Annotated in this window: 12 protein-coding genes and 1 pseudogene; 8 read left to right on the plus strand and 5 right to left on the minus strand. The window is 42.7% G+C overall.

The genetic code is table 11. From position 1 onward, the window contains the following. Nucleotides 1-176 precede the first annotated feature (176 nt). Entirely contained in the window at nt 177-989 is an 813-nt protein-coding gene (locus BF9343_RS07705; protein WP_008659386.1) for a class I SAM-dependent methyltransferase, read from the plus strand. Nucleotides 990-1,241: 252 nt separating this feature from the next. On the opposite strand, the gene BF9343_RS07710 is transcribed toward BF9343_RS07705, so the two are convergent. Then, complete coding sequence (locus BF9343_RS07710; RefSeq protein WP_010992619.1) at nt 1,242-3,917, minus strand: glycoside hydrolase family 2 protein; 2,676 nt, start codon at nt 3,915-3,917, stop codon at nt 1,242-1,244. Between the two features lie 637 nt (nt 3,918-4,554). Between BF9343_RS07710 and cysQ the strand changes: the two genes are divergently transcribed. The 7 genes from cysQ (at nt 4,555) to BF9343_RS07745 (ending at nt 12,122) form a co-directional block, all read left to right on the plus strand. Next, nucleotides 4,555-5,373, plus strand: a complete 819-nt coding sequence (gene cysQ, locus BF9343_RS07715; protein WP_005786528.1) for a 3'(2'),5'-bisphosphate nucleotidase CysQ — start codon at nt 4,555-4,557, stop codon at nt 5,371-5,373. 20 nt (nt 5,374-5,393) lie between these two features. After that, nucleotides 5,394-6,950, plus strand: coding sequence for an SLC13 family permease (locus BF9343_RS07720; RefSeq protein WP_005786530.1), 1,557 nt, complete (start codon nt 5,394-5,396; stop codon nt 6,948-6,950). A 28-nt stretch (nt 6,951-6,978) separates the two neighbouring features. After that, nucleotides 6,979-7,587, plus strand: a complete 609-nt coding sequence (gene cysC, locus BF9343_RS07725) for an adenylyl-sulfate kinase (protein WP_008659391.1) — start codon at nt 6,979-6,981, stop codon at nt 7,585-7,587. A gap of 27 nt (nt 7,588-7,614) precedes the next feature. Next, nucleotides 7,615-8,526, plus strand: a complete 912-nt coding sequence (gene cysD / locus BF9343_RS07730; RefSeq protein ID WP_005776455.1) for a sulfate adenylyltransferase subunit CysD — start codon at nt 7,615-7,617, stop codon at nt 8,524-8,526. An 11-nt stretch (nt 8,527-8,537) separates the two neighbouring features. Next, the gene (gene cysN / locus BF9343_RS07735) at nt 8,538-9,968 is read left to right on the plus strand and encodes a sulfate adenylyltransferase subunit CysN (protein ID WP_009291996.1); all 1,431 of its coding nucleotides are present in this window, start codon (nt 8,538-8,540) and stop codon (nt 9,966-9,968) included. Nucleotides 9,969-10,038: 70 nt separating this feature from the next. After that, nucleotides 10,039-11,145: a sulfotransferase family protein gene (locus BF9343_RS07740; RefSeq protein WP_005795060.1), complete on the plus strand. Its 1,107-nt coding sequence runs from the start codon at nt 10,039-10,041 to the stop codon at nt 11,143-11,145. A gap of 14 nt (nt 11,146-11,159) precedes the next feature. Continuing rightward, the gene (locus BF9343_RS07745; protein WP_005786539.1) at nt 11,160-12,122 is read left to right on the plus strand and encodes a PCMD domain-containing protein; all 963 of its coding nucleotides are present in this window, start codon (nt 11,160-11,162) and stop codon (nt 12,120-12,122) included. A gap of 305 nt (nt 12,123-12,427) precedes the next feature. On the opposite strand, the pseudogene BF9343_RS07750 reads toward BF9343_RS07745, so the two are convergent. From BF9343_RS07750 to BF9343_RS07765, 4 genes and pseudogenes are all read right to left on the minus strand, one after another. Continuing rightward, a pseudogene (locus BF9343_RS07750) lies at nt 12,428-12,790 on the minus strand (cupin domain-containing protein); the annotation flags it as partial. 223 nt (nt 12,791-13,013) lie between these two features. Further along, entirely contained in the window at nt 13,014-14,135 is a 1,122-nt protein-coding gene (locus BF9343_RS07755; RefSeq protein ID WP_032575208.1) for an OmpA family protein, read from the minus strand. A gap of 1 nt (nt 14,136) precedes the next feature. Next, nucleotides 14,137-14,952, minus strand: a complete 816-nt coding sequence (locus BF9343_RS07760) for a YjbH domain-containing protein (protein WP_005795056.1) — start codon at nt 14,950-14,952, stop codon at nt 14,137-14,139. 51 nt (nt 14,953-15,003) lie between these two features. Next, nucleotides 15,004-17,223, minus strand: a complete 2,220-nt coding sequence (locus BF9343_RS07765) for a carboxypeptidase regulatory-like domain-containing protein (RefSeq protein WP_005795055.1) — start codon at nt 17,221-17,223, stop codon at nt 15,004-15,006.

Here is a 17,223-nt window from a genome sequence, read left to right on the forward strand (position 1 = left end):
AATATTATGTATCTTTGCGGCATGACAAATACTCTTAGATCGGATTTGGTTTTGTAAACAATCTGTTTTTTTGCAACAGATTGTCCTTTCGTCTTCTCTCGGAAAACTCTTTTCGGGAGCAATTCTTTATTATTATAATTCAAGTTTAATCTGCATGCAATGCTGAAAGTATTACTATGCTTTTCGTGTATGCGAAATATATTAAGATAATGAGTAACGAAAATAAAACAATTCACGATTTCGAACTTAATTTAATCTGCGATTTTTTTTCCAATATGGAACGACAGGGTCCCGGAAGTCCTGAGGTAACATTGAAAGCATTGAGTTTTATAGATAATCTCACTGAAAAATCCCTTATCGCCGATATCGGCTGTGGAACCGGAGGTCAGACCATGGTATTGGCCGGTCATGTGACGGGGCAGGTTACAGGACTCGATTTTCTTTCCGGCTTTATTGATATTTTCAATCGTAATGCAAGACAGTCGGGCTTGCAAAACAGGGTGACAGGCATTGTCGGTTCCATGGATGATCTTCCTTTCCGAAATGAAGAGTTAGACTTGATTTGGTCGGAAGGGGCTATCTATAATATTGGTTTTGAACGGGGATTGAATGAATGGCGTAAGTATTTGAAGAAAGGAGGGTATCTTGCAGTTTCTGAATGTTCATGGTTTACGGACGAACGTCCGGCGGAAATCAATGACTTCTGGATGGATGCATATCCCGAAATCGATACGATTCCTAATCAAGTAGCCAAAATTCACAAGGCAGGCTATCTTCCTGTCGCTACATTTATTCTGCCTGAAAATTGTTGGACAGATCATTACTTTACCCCCAAAGTTGCAGCTCAGAAGATTTTTTTAACTAAATATGCCGGAAATAAAATTGCTGAGGAATTTAGTATGCTTCAATCCATTGAAGAAGAACTGTACCATAAGTATAAAGAGTATTATGGCTATACATTTTTTATTGCAAAAAAGATAAGGCTGTAATTCTTTTCATGCCTATATAAACAGTTGTTTTAAGTAGGGCAGGGGAATCTGATCTAAAGGATATCGCCCTATAAGGCATCAAGCATATCTGTCGGTGCAAAGGTAAAGTCATAACTCTTTTCACCACGGAGTAACACAGAGTATCACAGAGTTTTTTTATTAATAATCAATAACTTAAAATCGGCTCTGTGTTACTCTGTGTCTCCTGTGGTGAGTTTTGACACATTTCTCCTTTAGTAAATAGGAATATGATTACTTTTTCTCACCGAACTCTTCCTGCTGTTGCTCTACTTCTTTTAGCTTGGCAGCATTTTCAGCTTTCTGTAGTCTTTCTTTTTCCAATGCCGCCTCTGATTTTGGAGCCAGGGCGTTTGCTGCCTCTTGTCCGGTGAAGTTCGGAATAAGTGCTGACTCTTCCCGGTCGTATATCTGGGGGAAGTCTCCCGGTTTACTTTCCAATTCCAGCACGGCACTGCTTGGCATCTGCGAGCCTTCGAACAAGACACTGGCTGTGATTTTTATTTTTCCGGGTTTCAAAGTAGACTGAACTAATATCGGGGCTGTTCCCCAACGGATAGGGGCCGGGTTAGCCAAATTGCCTGCTCCGCCTAAAATACGTCCTTCACCTTCTATTTGAAATTTGATGGTATAGTTGTTTAAGCGTTTGATATTTCCATCTTTGTCGGCAACGGCAGCTATGACTGTGACGAAGTCAGAACCGTCGGCTTTCAGGTCTGTTCCTTCATTGTCTACCCAAAGGAGCAGCTTTTCGGGACGTCGTGCCGGAGCCACTTTGTGGGTAGCGACTACTTTACCGTCAATCAATCCTTCTGCCAATAAGTAAACGTCAGCTTGTTTACCTTGGCGTGAAAGTGCTTTATCTTTCATGAAGTCGTATACATTCTCGAATGTGATGACGGGGTGGGGCATTCCTTCTTTTTCCTGTTTATGTACATAGGTTTGCGTTTGTCCGCCTTTGAGATAAGTGAGTCTTACTTCGTCACAGTTCGAATAGACGGTGACATCTTTGCCGGAGAACGGTGTCATTTCATGGGCGATATAAACCATTGGACCGGTTTGGAAAAGGCGCTCTTCTTTTATGGGCGACCGTTGTGCCATAAACATGTAATAAGAATACTTCGGTTGGCGGAATACGTCCATGACACCTCCGTAGAAGGGATCGGGATGATAGCCGCGCTGATGATCGAACGAGTGCCAGAGGCAGCCTCCTACATGTTGCCGCGGAGTGCGGTAAAGAGCATCATAGCTGGTGTATTTGTAGGATGGACGGGCATAGTGCTGTGCTTGTATAAGCATGGCCTGCTCTCCCCAGTTGCGTGCTACGCGACTGGGAGAATTGTGCGAGTTCCAGTCATCCACATTGTCACCCCATTCACGTGTGAAGTAAGTCAGCTGTTTCTTGATATCGTTAGTCGAATAGGCTCCTCCGTCTCCATTGAGCGGATGGGTAAAAAGTATCTGGAAATGTTCTTTCCCTTTGGCTTCGCTATCGCATCCGCTATAACAATAGGGATATGGATATTCTGCCTCTACAATGTCATGTGCGTTCCGGGCGAAATCTGCCGGATACCATGTCTCGTTCAAGATCGGTTCCCACATCCATACGCAAGGATGATTGCGGTCTCGACGAACCAGGTTACGGATATCGCTGTATACCCGCTGTGCAAAGACCGGGGCATCATTCCAGAATTGCCAGCCCGGGGTATTGACGATTACAAATAATCCCAATTCATCACAAGCATCCATGAAGGCCGGGTCTTGCGGGCAGTGAGCATTACGAATTACTTTCATTCCGGCATCTCTCAGCTTTTTGGCATCCCGCCAGTGAATACTGTTAGGTACCGCATTGCCCACAATTGCGAAATCCTGGTGCCGGTTGGCTCCGATTAACGGAGCTTCATAAGGTTTACCGTTCAGCCAGAATCCATCTTCTCCTTTGAATTCGATACTGCGTATTCCGATCCGGCGCCGGTAACCATCTATCGGATTGCCCTTTTCGTCACGGATACGAACGATCAGGTTATATAATGCCGGATTTTCCGGACTCCATAGCATCGGACCCTTTACGGTCAGCTTATCTGATGAATAGGTTGATTTTCCGGGCTTGATCCGGATGACGGAGTTTAGAGAAGCCACTTGTTGTCCGTCCGGTTGCTGAAGTTCGTATTCGACTACACCTTTGAAAGCTTTTCTCCCGGAGTTGCGAATCTGTATTTTCAGTAATACTTCGGCAGAGTGGTCCGATACATTGTTATAAGCGACAAATAGTCCTCCGCCAGCTTCTTCGTTCTCATAATTCGGATCGGTGATGAATACCTGATTGTGTGCTATCAACCAGCAATCCCGATATATTCCTCCGAAATAAGTGAAGTCCAGCACTTCCTGTTGTTTTCCGGGAGGATAGTTGGGGTCATTGCTATTGTCAGCCCATACGGCGATCAGGTTTTCCTTTCCAAATTCCAATGCATCAGTTACATCGACGACCACCGGCAGATAACCACCGAAATGTTCGGCTAGCAATTTACCGTTTACGTATATTTTGCTTTTGCCCATAATTGCCTCAAAATGTAAAAAAAGTTTTTTACCTTTCAATGCCGCATCCGGTGTAAAGTGTTTGCGATACCAGACTTCGCCTTGGTAATTGATACAGCCGCTTGCTTCTGTAGGCAGATATTCGATACCATGAGGCAGAGAAACTACTGTCCATGACCGGTCGTCGAAATTTCCGGTTTCAGCTCCGGGGCAATTTCCTTTATAAAAACGCCATGCAGGATTCATGGAATAGACGTCTCGTCCGGAGTCTGCCAGCCGGAAAAATCCGGCAGTGGAGAATTCGGGTTGATGTGCCTTTATGCATAGCGGGGATAAAAGTAAACTGATGAATAACAGAATAATACTTTTCTTCATTGTGGTAGGGATTATGATTAGTTATTATTGATGGTTTTGAATAATTTTATAGTCCTTTTTGATAGAATGATGTAAAGTTATGAAAAAAAAATATATTCGCAAGGATATGTGAATGCTTTGTATGCATAATCTGAAAGATTAATATAAAAACGGCATGACTTGAGATAATTTTATACTATTGGAAAAATATTGAAAGAGTATATGGTTACTTAAATAACAACTGTCTCTTTGGGAACCTGAGGAAGAAAAAACTCGAACGGAGAATGATTTGATATTCTATTTGTTTTGGAACCAGATATTTACAATTGTTTGTTTGAAGCTTTGGAAAGCTTAGGTTTAACATTGTGTTAAATCTGCTTCTTTACATTCAAAAGACTTGTTGTTTGAATGTAAAAGAGGTGTTATTTGTGTATAGAGAACCAATAATAGGGAGCAAAGACTTAACAATGTTAATTAGTGATGTACTCAACCGGCATCAGCGATGAAAGGTTTTTTAGAGTTTTGCCCTTTTCTACTAAAAGAAGTTATAATTAGCTGTTTAAAAACTTTTTAAAGAGATAAAGTTTTTACTTTTGTACCTCTATTAAATGGGGGATATTATGCCTTGTAGGAAACAAGGTCGTTAAAGCGTAATAAAATGGAACATAAATACTTATTTGTCGCTGTTGATGCAGCCCTGAAGGCGGGGGAGGAAATATTGTCTATTTATACCGATCCGGCTTCGGACTTCGAAATAGAGCGGAAAGCGGATCACTCTCCTTTGACTATTGCTGACCGGAAAGCACACGTAACAATTGCCACCATTCTGAACGAAACTCCTTTTCCCGTACTGAGCGAAGAGGGGAAACATTTAGAGTATGATACCCGTCGCAATTGGGATGTGATGTGGATTGTCGATCCATTGGATGGTACGAAAGAGTTTATCAAGCGAAACGGTGAGTTTACGGTAAATATTGCGTTAGTGAAAGCCGGAGTTCCCATTATCGGAGTGATTTATTTACCGGTCAAAAAAGAACTTTACTTTGCCGGTCAGGAAATCGGTGCCTACAAGCTGTCGGGCATTACGACTTTAGAAGACGATGCAACACTCGATAAGCTGGTAGCTGCTTCCGTACGGTTGCCGCAAGACCTGCAGCGGGATCGATTTGTAGTAGTGGCTTCCCGTTCACACCTGACTCCGGAGACCGAAGCGTACATTGATGCGGTGAAGCAAGAACACAAACATGTCGAGTTGATTTCCAGCGGCAGTTCTATTAAAATATGTTTGGTTGCCGAAGGTAAAGCGGATGTTTATCCCCGTTTTGCTCCTACGATGGAGTGGGATACTGCTGCCGGGCATGCCATTGCGCGCGCTGCGGGAATGGAAATTTATCAGGCGGATAAAAAAGATGTTCCTTTGCAGTATAATAAAGAAGATTTACTGAATCCCTGGTTTATTGTTGAGAAGAGAAGGTAAACCACTAATTGTTTGCGTTTATGACATTTGAAATTGCATTTGTGCTGTTATCCTTATTAGGGATGGTAATTGCTTTGATCTTGGACAAAATGCGTCCCGGCATGATACTTTTCTCTGTAGTGGTGTTGTTTCTCTGTGCGGGTATTTTGACTCCGAAGGAAATGCTCGAAGGATTCAGTAATAAAGGGATGATAACCGTGGCCCTGCTTTTTTTGGTCAGTGAAGGTATCAGGCAGTCGGGAGCGTTGGGGCAGGTTGTCAAGAAGTTGCTTCCTCAGAAACGGACGACGGTCTTCCGGGCACAATTACGCTTATTGCCTGCGGTCGCTTTTATTTCCGCTTTTCTGAACAATACTCCGGTAGTTGTCATTTTTGCCCCGATTATTAAACGATGGGCACGGACAGTCCATTTACCTGCCACTAAATTTCTAATTCCTCTTTCGTACGTAACTATATTGGGAGGTATCTGCACTTTGATCGGTACATCTACCAACCTGGTTGTGCATGGAATGATATTGGAATCCGGTCATGAAGGATTTACCATGTTCGAATTGGGCAAAGTGGGTATCTTTATTGCAATAGCCGGTATTATTTATCTGTTTGCTTTTTCTAAGAAACTGCTTCCGGATGCACGCCCCGATACAGCTGTGCCCGATGAAGAAGTAGAAGAAGGCGATAAGCTTCACCGCGTGGAGGCAGTACTTGGTGCCCGTTTCCCGGGTATCAACAAAACTTTGGGAGAGTTTAATTTTAAACGTCACTATGGTGCCGAAGTTAAAGAAATAAAGAAACGTAACGGACAGCGGTTCATCAACAACCTTGAAGAAGTGATCTTGCGTGAAGGAGATACGTTGGTGGTAATGGCGGATGACACGTTCATACCCACTTGGGGAGAATCTTCCGTGTTTGTGCTGTTGGCTAACGGAAATGATAATGAACCGATACCGGGAAAAGGAAAACGTTGGTTTGCATTGATTCTGCTGATCCTGATGATTGCCGGTGCTACTATCGGTGAGCTTCCGGTAGTGAAAGAAATGTTTCCGGACATGAAGTTGGATATGTTCTTCTTTGTTTCTGTCACTACCATTATCATGGCTTGGACTAAAATTTTTCCGGCACGTAAATACACTAAATATATTTCCTGGGATATCTTGATTACGATCGCTTGTGCTTTTGCTATCAGTAAAGCAATGGTAAATTCGGGTGTGGCCGATAAGGTTGCAGGATTTATAATCGGCATGAGCCATGACTATGGCCCGCATGTATTACTGGCAGTTTTATTTATTATCACCAATTTGTTTACGGAGCTGATAACAAACAATGCCGCTGCTGCATTGGCTTTTCCGTTGGCTCTGTCGCTTTCGGTCCAGTTGGGTGTCGACCCTACACCGTTCTTTGTGGTCATTTGTATGGCTGCATCTGCCAGTTTTTCTACACCGATCGGTTATCAGACAAATTTAATAGTACAGGGTATCGGCAACTATAAGTTTATGGATTTTGTCAGGATCGGATTGCCATTAAATCTTATAACATTCCTGATTTCCATATTTCTGATCCCTTTAATCTGGCCGTTTTAGTAATTGAAACAACATCTAACATATTATAATGGAAGAAAATAATAATATATATCCGATATTCGACCGGATGCTGACCCGGCAGGATAAAGAAGAACTCTTGAAACAGCGTGGTGTGATGATCTGGTTTACCGGGTTGAGCGGATCGGGTAAGAGTACCATTGCCATCGCTTTGGAACGCGAACTGCATAAACGCGGATTGTTGTGTCGTATCTTGGATGGAGATAACATCCGTACAGGCATCAACAATAATCTGGGCTTTTCCGAAACTGACCGGGTAGAAAACATACGCCGTATAGCCGAGGTTTCGAAACTTTTTATTGATACAGGCATTATTACAATTGCTGCTTTCATCAGCCCTAACAACGATATCCGTGAGATGGCTGCCCGCATTGTCGGACCGGATGACTTTCTGGAAATATTTGTCAGCACTCCGCTCGCCGAATGTGAAAAGCGGGACGTAAAGGGATTGTATGCCAAAGCTCGTCGGGGAGAAATAAAAAACTTTACCGGAATATCCGCCCCTTTCGAAGCTCCCGAACATCCGGCTTTGTCACTTGACACTTCCGTATTGTCACTTGAGGAGTCTGTCAATCGATTGCTGGAAATTGTGTTGCCTCGGGTAAGCAGACATGAATAAAATATAGATGAAGAAATAATCATAAAAATGAAAGAAGAATATAAGTTAAGCCACTTGAAAGAACTCGAAGCCGAGTCTATCCATATTATCCGCGAAGTGGCGGCGGAGTTTGAGAATCCGGTCATGCTGTATAGCATCGGGAAGGATTCTTCGGTTATGGTACGCCTTGCCGAAAAAGCTTTTTATCCGGGCAAAGTACCGTTTCCTTTGATGCATATCGATTCAAAGTGGAAATTTAAGGAAATGATTCAGTTCCGTGACGAATATGCCAAAAAGTATGGCTGGAATCTGATTGTGGAAAGCAATATGGAAGCTTTTCATGCAGGGGTAGGGCCTTTTACGCATGGCAGTAAGGTGCATACAGACTTGATGAAAACACAGGCTTTGCTGCGTGCGTTGGATAAATATAAATTTGATGCTGCCTTCGGAGGTGCTCGCCGCGATGAAGAGAAATCGCGTGCTAAAGAGCGTATATTCTCTTTCCGTGATAAGTTCCATCAATGGGATCCCAAAAACCAGCGTCCCGAATTGTGGGATATCTACAATGCCCGTGTACATAAGGGTGAAAGTATACGTGTATTCCCGTTGAGTAACTGGACCGAACTGGATATCTGGCAGTACATTCGTTTGGAGAATATTCCGATTGTACCGTTGTATTATGCCAAAGAGCGTCCTGTGGTGCAGATGGACGGTAACTTGATTATGGCTGATGATGAACGTCTGCCGGAAAAATATCGTGATCAGATCGAAATGAAAATGGTACGTTTCCGTACATTGGGATGTTGGCCGTTGACCGGTGCTGTCGAAAGTGAGGCCGACACCATTGAGAAGATTGTTGAAGAGATGATGACTACCACTAAGAGCGAACGTACGACCCGTGTTATCGATTTCGACCAGGAAGGTAGCATGGAACAGAAGAAACGCGAAGGATATTTTTAAACATTACAACTATGGCAGATAAATTAGATATAAAAGCATTTCTGGATAAGGACGAACAGAAGGATTTGCTTCGTCTGTTGACAGCAGGTTCGGTAGATGACGGAAAGTCTACATTGATCGGACGTTTGCTGTTCGATAGCAAAAAATTGTATGAGGATCAGCTTGATGCATTGGAGCGTGATAGCAAGCGGTTGGGCAATGCCGGCGAACACATTGATTATGCCTTGTTGCTGGATGGCTTGAAAGCAGAGCGTGAACAGGGCATTACGATTGATGTGGCTTATCGCTACTTTTCTACCAATAACCGTAAATTTATCATTGCTGATACTCCGGGGCACGAACAGTATACCCGTAATATGATAACCGGCGGTTCGACCGCCAATCTGGCTATTATTCTGGTAGATGCCCGTATGGGAGTAATTACTCAGACAAGACGTCATACATTTCTGGTATCTCTGTTGGGAATCAAGCATGTAGTGTTGGCTGTCAACAAGATGGACCTGGTAGATTTTTCGGAAGAGCGTTTCAATGAGATTGTAGCAGAGTATAAGAAGTTTGTAGCTCCCTTGGGGATTCCCGATGTGACTTGTATTCCACTGTCCGCACTCGATGGAGACAATGTGGTGGATAAGTCGGAAAGAACTCCGTGGTATGAAGGACTTTCCTTGCTCGATTTTCTGGAAACAGTCCATATCGACAGCGATAATAACTTTAGTGATTTCCGCTTTCCGGTACAGTATGTACTTCGTCCGAACCTCGACTTCAGGGGATTCTGTGGTAAGGTGGCATCCGGAATCATACGCAAGGGAGACAAAGTAATGGCTTTGCCTTCCGGTAAAGTATCTCATGTGAAGAGTATCGTTACTTTTGATGGTGAGCTGGATTATGCTTTTCCCCCACAGTCGGTCACACTGACACTTGAAGACGAGATAGATGTCTCAAGAGGGGAAATGTTGGTTCATCCGGATAATTTGCCTGTTGTGGACCGTAATTTTGAAGCAATGTTGGTGTGGATGGATGAAGAACCGATGGATATCAACAAATCGTTCTTTATTAAGCAGACAACGAATGTCAGCCGCACGCGTATCGACAGCATAAAATATAAAGTGGATGTCAATACGATGGAACATTCGTCTGTTCCCTTTTTGTCTTTGAACGAAATTGCACGTGTGGTGTTTACTACAGCTAAAGAACTGTTCTTTGATCCGTACCGGAAGAATAAATCGTGCGGTTCGTTTATCCTGATCGATCCGATAACCAATAATACCAGTGCTGTGGGAATGATTATCGATCGTGTGGAAAAGAAAGACATGAATATTGCCGATGATTTTCCGGTTTTGAATCTGCCTGAACTGGGCATAGCTCCTGAACATTATGAAGCTATTGAGAAGGCGGTAAAATCATTAAGTGAACAAGGTTTCGAAGTCAGAATAGAGAAGTAAATGATTATTCGGTGTGCCGATATGCCTGCTGCATGCAGTTTGTCGGCACATTAACAATGAACACATTATTATGGGATTACTTGAATTTAACAAACTTCCGATAAATACTTTAGTAGGGGCAGACTGGCGGACATTTAAAGCTATTACCGGAGGAAGGGAGATCGATGCGGCTTATACAGGTAAATATCGTCTGACAAAGGCAGTTTGTCGCTTACTGTCTACTTTGGCTCCACTTCAGGATAAACGTTATGAGAAGCTGCTGGCAAATAAGCCGTTGGAACACGATCCGGTCTTTATCCTTGGTCACTGGCGTAGCGGAACTACTTTTGTACACAATGTTTTTTCGTGCGATTCACATTTTGGCTATAACACCACTTATCAGACTGTATTTCCGCATTTAATGATGTGGGGACAGCCATTCTTTAAAAAGAACATGAGTTGGCTGATGCCGGATAAGCGGCCAACGGATAATATGGAGCTGGCTGTCGATTTGCCGCAGGAGGAAGAGTTTGCCCTTGCCAACATGATGCCTTATACCTACTATAATTTCTGGTTCTTGCCAAGATATCAGCAGGAATATGCAGATAAATACTTGCTTTTCGATACTATCAGTGAAGCGGAATTGAAGGTTTTTGAGGAGACTTTTACCAAATTGATTAAGATCTCTTTGTGGAATACGCAGGGTACTCAGTTTCTTAGCAAGAATCCCCCTCACACGGGACGCGTGAAGGAATTGGTAAAAATGTTCCCCAATGCGAAATTTATTTATCTGATGCGTAATCCGTATACTGTATTTGAGTCTACCCGTAGTTTCTTTACTAATACGATTCAACCCTTGAAGCTGCAGGATATCACTCCGGCTGAGTTGGAGAACAATATACTCTCTATTTATGCCAAATTGTATCATAAATACGAGGCCGATAAGCAATTCATTCCTGAAGGAAACCTGATGGAGGTGAAGTTTGAAGACTTTGAGGCAGACGCTATGGGAATGACTGAGAATATTTATCATGCTTTGGATATTCCGGGATTTGCCGAAGCGCGCGGCTCGATAGAGAAATATGTGGGAGGTAAAAAAGGATATAAAAAGAACAAATATAAGTACGATGACCGTACTGTGCAGTTAGTGCAAGATCATTGGGACTTTGCACTGAAACAATGGGATTATAGTTTATAAAAAAAGGAGGAAAAATGATTCAGAAGACATATCGCCTGTGGGTGGCAAGTCTGCTAACTTTGTGTTCAGCTTCTGCTGTAGCGCAGCAGAAAGTAGAGATACTCCCTTTTGGGAATATGGATCAATGGGTGACGCGTGAAATAAAAGAGTCGGGCATTATTGGCGGAAATACCAAAAAAGTATATGCCATTGGCCCTACCGAAACCATTGTGGGTGCGAAGCCTTATGCAAATAAAGGTGGTTCACCCTGGGGAACTTCTAACGTAATGGCACGTGTGTCGGGTATTACCAAAACCAATACTTCGGTATTTCCCGAAACCAGAGGAGACGGTTTCTGTGCCCGTCTGGATACTCGTATGGAGAGTGTAAAAGTACTTGGTATTGTAGATATCACCGTACTTGCTGCCGGATCTATGTTTTTGGGAACGGTTCATGAACCGATTAAGAGTACCAAGAATCCGAATAAGATGTTGCAGATGGGAATACCGTTCACTGACCGTCCGTCGGCTATTCAGTTCGACTATAAAGTGAAAATGTCCGATCGTGAAAACCGTATACGTGCAACGGGATTCAGTAAGATAACGGATGTGCCGGGTAAGGATTTTCCGGCTGTTATTTTATTGCTACAGAAACGTTGGGAAGATGCCAAAGGCAATGTGTATGCTAAACGCATCGGGACAATGGTGAACTATTACTATCATTCGACTGATTGGAAAAATGGTTCAAAATACGATATCATGTATGGTGATATCACGAAAGATCCGGCGTATAAAGCACACATGATGCGACTTCAGGCCTCTGAATATTTTACGGTAAACAGTAAGGGCGAAAGTGTGCCGATTCATGAAGTGGCGTGGGGGGAAGCTGATGATGTGCCGACGCATATGATACTTCAGTTTACATCCAGTCATGGTGGTGCTTATATCGGTTCACCGGGAAATTCGCTCTACATTGACAATGTAAAACTGATCTATTAAGTCCCTGCTTAAATTTTTCTAGATTAAATTTTATATGGGTTTATTGACCCGTTTAGAGTTTCTTTCTGGTCTCTTTCCGGGTAAAATTTAAACAGGTTTTAAGTTGAGTTCAAGCTAACAGTAGTTATGGTAGCTTTATGTGGCAACCGGACTTTCAGCCTTAGGAATTAAGAGTTTAATATACTTTTCTATAAATCCGAATCTGGCTGCTGCGGTTTTGCCTGTCTGTGCAGTGTATCAATAACTACTATAACTACTGTTATGTCGACTTATTCTATTTTAATCTTAAATCGATTTGTCCATAGCAGGGCAGAGCCGTTCGAATCGACTGTGGCATTTAAGCTGAAATGGGAAAAGATTTCGGGTAGGAATTCCAATTGCATCAAGGTCGTACCATCTGCTCCGGCTTCAAACAGATGACTGATGTCCGAAGTGATAATCATAATTTCTCCTTCACGAAAAGTGATACTCTCATGATCCGGATGGAGAATGCAGCTTCCCTTTTTCACATAGTTTATTTCGATACGTAAATGCTGATGTGATCCATACATCTCACCGGGATGGAATGAAATGAAACGAAAAACGTCAGCCAGGCGCTTGGTTTTAATATTTTCTGTGATGCTTTCTAATAGTTCCCGAAGTGAATATTGCTCTGTCCGATTGTCCATGTTATCGCTTTAAGGTTTATATACCGGATATAGATTTACAATCTCTACTTTTTATAATAAAAACAAATGATGGATAAATTGGGGGGGATAATTTTCTTCTTTCAAATTCAGAAAGAACGTATAACAGTGATGGCGGAAGAGTAAAAAAGAGTGCGTCTCAGCGACGCACTCTTTAAAGTATAGAGCCAAAAACTTTCCCGCCCTATTGGGAATCGAAACCCTATTATTCTAAAATTACAACACGGTTCAGGAAGTTCTTGCCAAACATGTTGGCTGTTCCACCAAAACCGATGAGTTCCAGTTGATCTTTGCTTACGCCTTCTTTGATAAGAGCGTCATAAACGGCTTGAGCACGGGCCTCAGACAGTTTCTGGTTCCACTTGGCACTACCTGTAGCCTTATCTGCATAACCGGCTATTTTGTATTTCTTATCCGGGTTGGCTTTCAAGATCTTAGCGGCCAGTTGGATGTTAACCATACCATAGTCGTCGATCTTGGATTTACCAATCTGGAAGAAGACTGCGCGAGGGCCGGCTACTTCGATTTCTTTCACCACTTCTTTCGTTACAGGTTTTACGTTAGCCAGCGCGTTTTTGGCATCGGCTAAGTCCGATTGCGCCTTTGACAGTTCACTTCTGTAACGATTCAGCTCTTCGTTGATAGCGTTTTGGTCTACCTGTGCACCGCAAGACACGAATCTCTTGCCACCGAATGTGTAAGTCACACCTGCTGTCAGAGAAACAGCACCGTCAGTACGGGCAGAACTATAATGTCCGAAGAGAGAAGGAGAGACTTCACCTCTTGCTTCTACATTGATATCCAAATATTTGTTGATGTTGAATTGTCCCATCAAACCGACAGAACCATTAATCAGCGCATTCAGTTTATCTTGATTGCCATAGGCCTTGGCAAACGTAAGTCCCGGACCTGCGAATACGGATACAGTGAACAAGCGATCGGGATTATAGCCTCCGATAGCGTTTGACAAGTTGAACAATCCGTCGGCACGTAGAGTGAAGTATTTTTTATTCTTCATCTTATTGTATTCGCCTTCCGGCATTCCATATTCGGAGTATAATGTACTCCAACATCCTGCTACCTGGCCACGGATCCCCCAAATAGGGTCGAACAGTTTACCGACTGATGCGTGTATCAGTGGAGTTATGGCATGTCCAAAGCCATAATCAAAGTTGTCGGGGTTGACACATCCCTGTGCTCCTACACCCACGCTGATAAAGATATTATCTTTAGCTTTTTCGCTATAATAATGCTCTTTTGTCTGCGCTGAGGCTGAGACGGCTGCGCCTGTCAACAGTAAAGACAATATTGCTATTTTACTTTTCATGTTATTTCATTTTTTGTTTTAACTCTTTGTTTCGTTTTTGCTTTTTCATTCCATCTTTTCCGGACAAGCGGAACTGGAAAGTCAATCCACCTGTGAAATATTTCATTCTTTGGAGTTCCACTTGTGCATGCAAATGGTTGAAAAGCAAATAGGTGGCACCTAACGCAAAATCTTTCGAATCATATTCGGCAATTAATCTCAATTGCGGATGGAAAGACGGGTTATAACTGATACCTGCCGCGATCCCATTCAGTTTGTACTCTATCCTTTTGTTATAAAGATAGGAGAGGTGTACTCCCACTGTCTCTCTTCCTAATTGGACATGCCTGGTGGCTGCGATGTAGAAACGACTGAAGTATCCGTTACCTTCCGTCGGAGCCACAACTCCATTGCCGGACGAGGTAAAAGGATCGGAAGTGCCTACTACAACAGCGGGCATGTATTTCCAGAATTGCCCTTCTTTCAGTGCCCGTAATCTGAGAGAAAAATACCGGTCCTGATTCGTAAAGCCTGAGTAACCATAAGGTTTTAATCCAAGAGCTTCCGCCTTAAATAAAGTACAGGTATATGCTACTTCCATCCAAGGTAAAATGGTTACATTCAGGTAGTAATTGTACGTGTGGTAGTACCACGTTGGAGGAGTTATCTCCTTATTCATAAAGTTTGCACCCAGCATGACTGTTTTGTCCTTCTGCATTTCTGCCGAGGGAGCATGCAGCAATCCTGTAGTACCGTAGGTCAATTGAGCCGAAAGCATAAAGGGTATAGCTATAAATAGCGATACTATGAAGATTCGTTTTAAATTTACTGTATACATTCTCTACGCTTTCGGTTCAATGATTTCAATTACTACATTTTATTCTCTCGGTTATTCAGAGATGATAATACCACCACCGGCATTCAGGTCATCGCCGTGACCATGACCATGTCCATGACCGATCGCTTCAATCGTTCTAACAACTACTGAAGAAATCTTGCTGATTGTAACTTCAGCTGTTTTCTTTTCGATTGCTTTCGTTGCTTTATTGTAAACAGCAAACGGCAATACATAGGTAGTCTTGATAACGTTTCTTGTTACGTCGAATCCTGTCAACTGAGTATAAGCTGGTACTTCAAGTTCATATGTGAACTTTTTGTCTGTAAATGCAGCTCCCGGAGTAACATTGGCATTATCGTCTTTGATAGCTTCTTCCAAAGCTGCGCTGACCATCTTGATAGTAGTTGTAGTTAGTGTGGAATGTGCTTTCTTGATAATTTCTTCTACAGAAGCACCACCTTCGCACTTGATACCACCCTTCCAGTTGATTTCCATTTTTACTTTGGCAGTTTCACCTTCAGTGTAGCATGCTTTGTCGAATTTCATAGAATCCAAGGCTGCTTCAGCCGTAGCTTTGCTGTCGGCTTCTTCGAAACCGAATTTGAATTTAGAGAAGTGGTGAACATTGCCAACAAATACTCCGTTCTGGTAAGTAGCATAGTTTTCTTCAGCTTCCCAAGTATTAGTCTTTTCATTGAAGTAAAGAGTAGCCAATGCAACTTCAGGAGTTTCTCCTTGCGCTACGACAACTGCAGGAGTAAATTTCACTTCCATCGGAGTTACGAAAATAGTTCCGGTTGGAGTACCGTCGTATTCACGGACAGAAGCACCTTCTTTACCTTCGTCAGTACGGCTGATGTTCAGGGTGCTTGCTACGCCACTTGTAAAAATGATTATAGTGTTAGCCGGAAGAACGATTTCGTCAATAACGGTTTCTTCTTTATCATTATTAGTATCAATTACTTTAGATTCCAGTTTGAAGGTCGTTTCTTTCTCGATCGGAAGAACTGCTACCTTATCGATTTCTGTCAAAGTACCGTTGGCTACATATTTTTCCATAGTGTTAACCACCTGTTCTGCTTGTGCCGGAGTAATCTTGATGTCCGATCCAGCAGCTTCCAAAACCTTGTTAATTGATTCTTCTACAGCAGATTTACTTGGAACTTTTTCACCTTCTGCTTTTTCCGGTGCGGCTTCAACAGCATTCTCTGTTGGAACTTCAATCTCTACATTGCCACCGATAAATACATTATCGTCATCATTCGGTTTTTCTGTATCCGGTTTCAGTATCAGAGTTACATTGACTGTGGTGTTAGATACTTGGCCATTGTCTACCGGTGCTATAAATGCAGTATATACATAGATCTTATAGCTGTTATGACGGATTGTTACAGTTGCTTTAGTCAGACCTTTTACTTTGTCGGCAGGAATCTCGAATTTGTAGAAACCGTTGGAAGCAGTAGTTGTTACTTCGTATCCTGACATGTTCAGTGTTACTTCAGCCTTAGTAACCATGCCACCATCCTGATTGTAGATATTTCCTGCCAAATAGTATTTAGGGGCAACCTCTACTTCTTTTTTCTGCATAGCAACAGTTACCGAAGTTTTTGCAATGAAAATACCTTCACCTTCCGGCCCGGCTACTTCACTGATCACAACGTCGGCAGTAGCCGGTTTGTATCCGTCAGCAGTGATATATATAGTGTGCTGACCCAGACCTACATTGGACATAGTGAATTCGTTACCATTCTGAATGGTTGCTGTCAATATGCCTGGCATAGTTGCGGTTTTGATAGCTACAGGCTCACCGCTTTCCGCATCAAATACAGAACCTTCAATTTGATATTCTACATCTTTTGTCGGTTTTGTTTCTTTGCCTTTTTCCATTTTAGCGTCGATGGTATAGGCTACGATAGAACCGTTTTCCTGTTTAGTAACGAATACCGAGCTTGTCACTGTTTTATAACCGCTCTTTGCAAAAGTTACTACGTTGGTTTCTCCCACTTTAGCTTCCAGAACATACTTACCGTCTGCTGCGGTAGTCATTGACTTTGAGTTTGTGACATTGGTTACTGTGACACCGTCCATTACAGCATTGCTTTCAGCATCTGTAACAATACCTGCTACTTGGTACGTCGTAGCTGTAGGGTCGGTCACTTTGGGAACATCAATCTCGTCTTTTTCGTAGCAACTTGCGAACATACCGCACATTGCCAACAGGGTTAGCGCTAACTTAGCGCCATTACCGAAAAGTTTACTTTTCATTTTCAT

The organism is Bacteroides fragilis NCTC 9343 (assembly GCF_000025985.1).
In the GTDB taxonomy this organism is placed as follows: domain Bacteria; phylum Bacteroidota; class Bacteroidia; order Bacteroidales; family Bacteroidaceae; genus Bacteroides; species Bacteroides fragilis.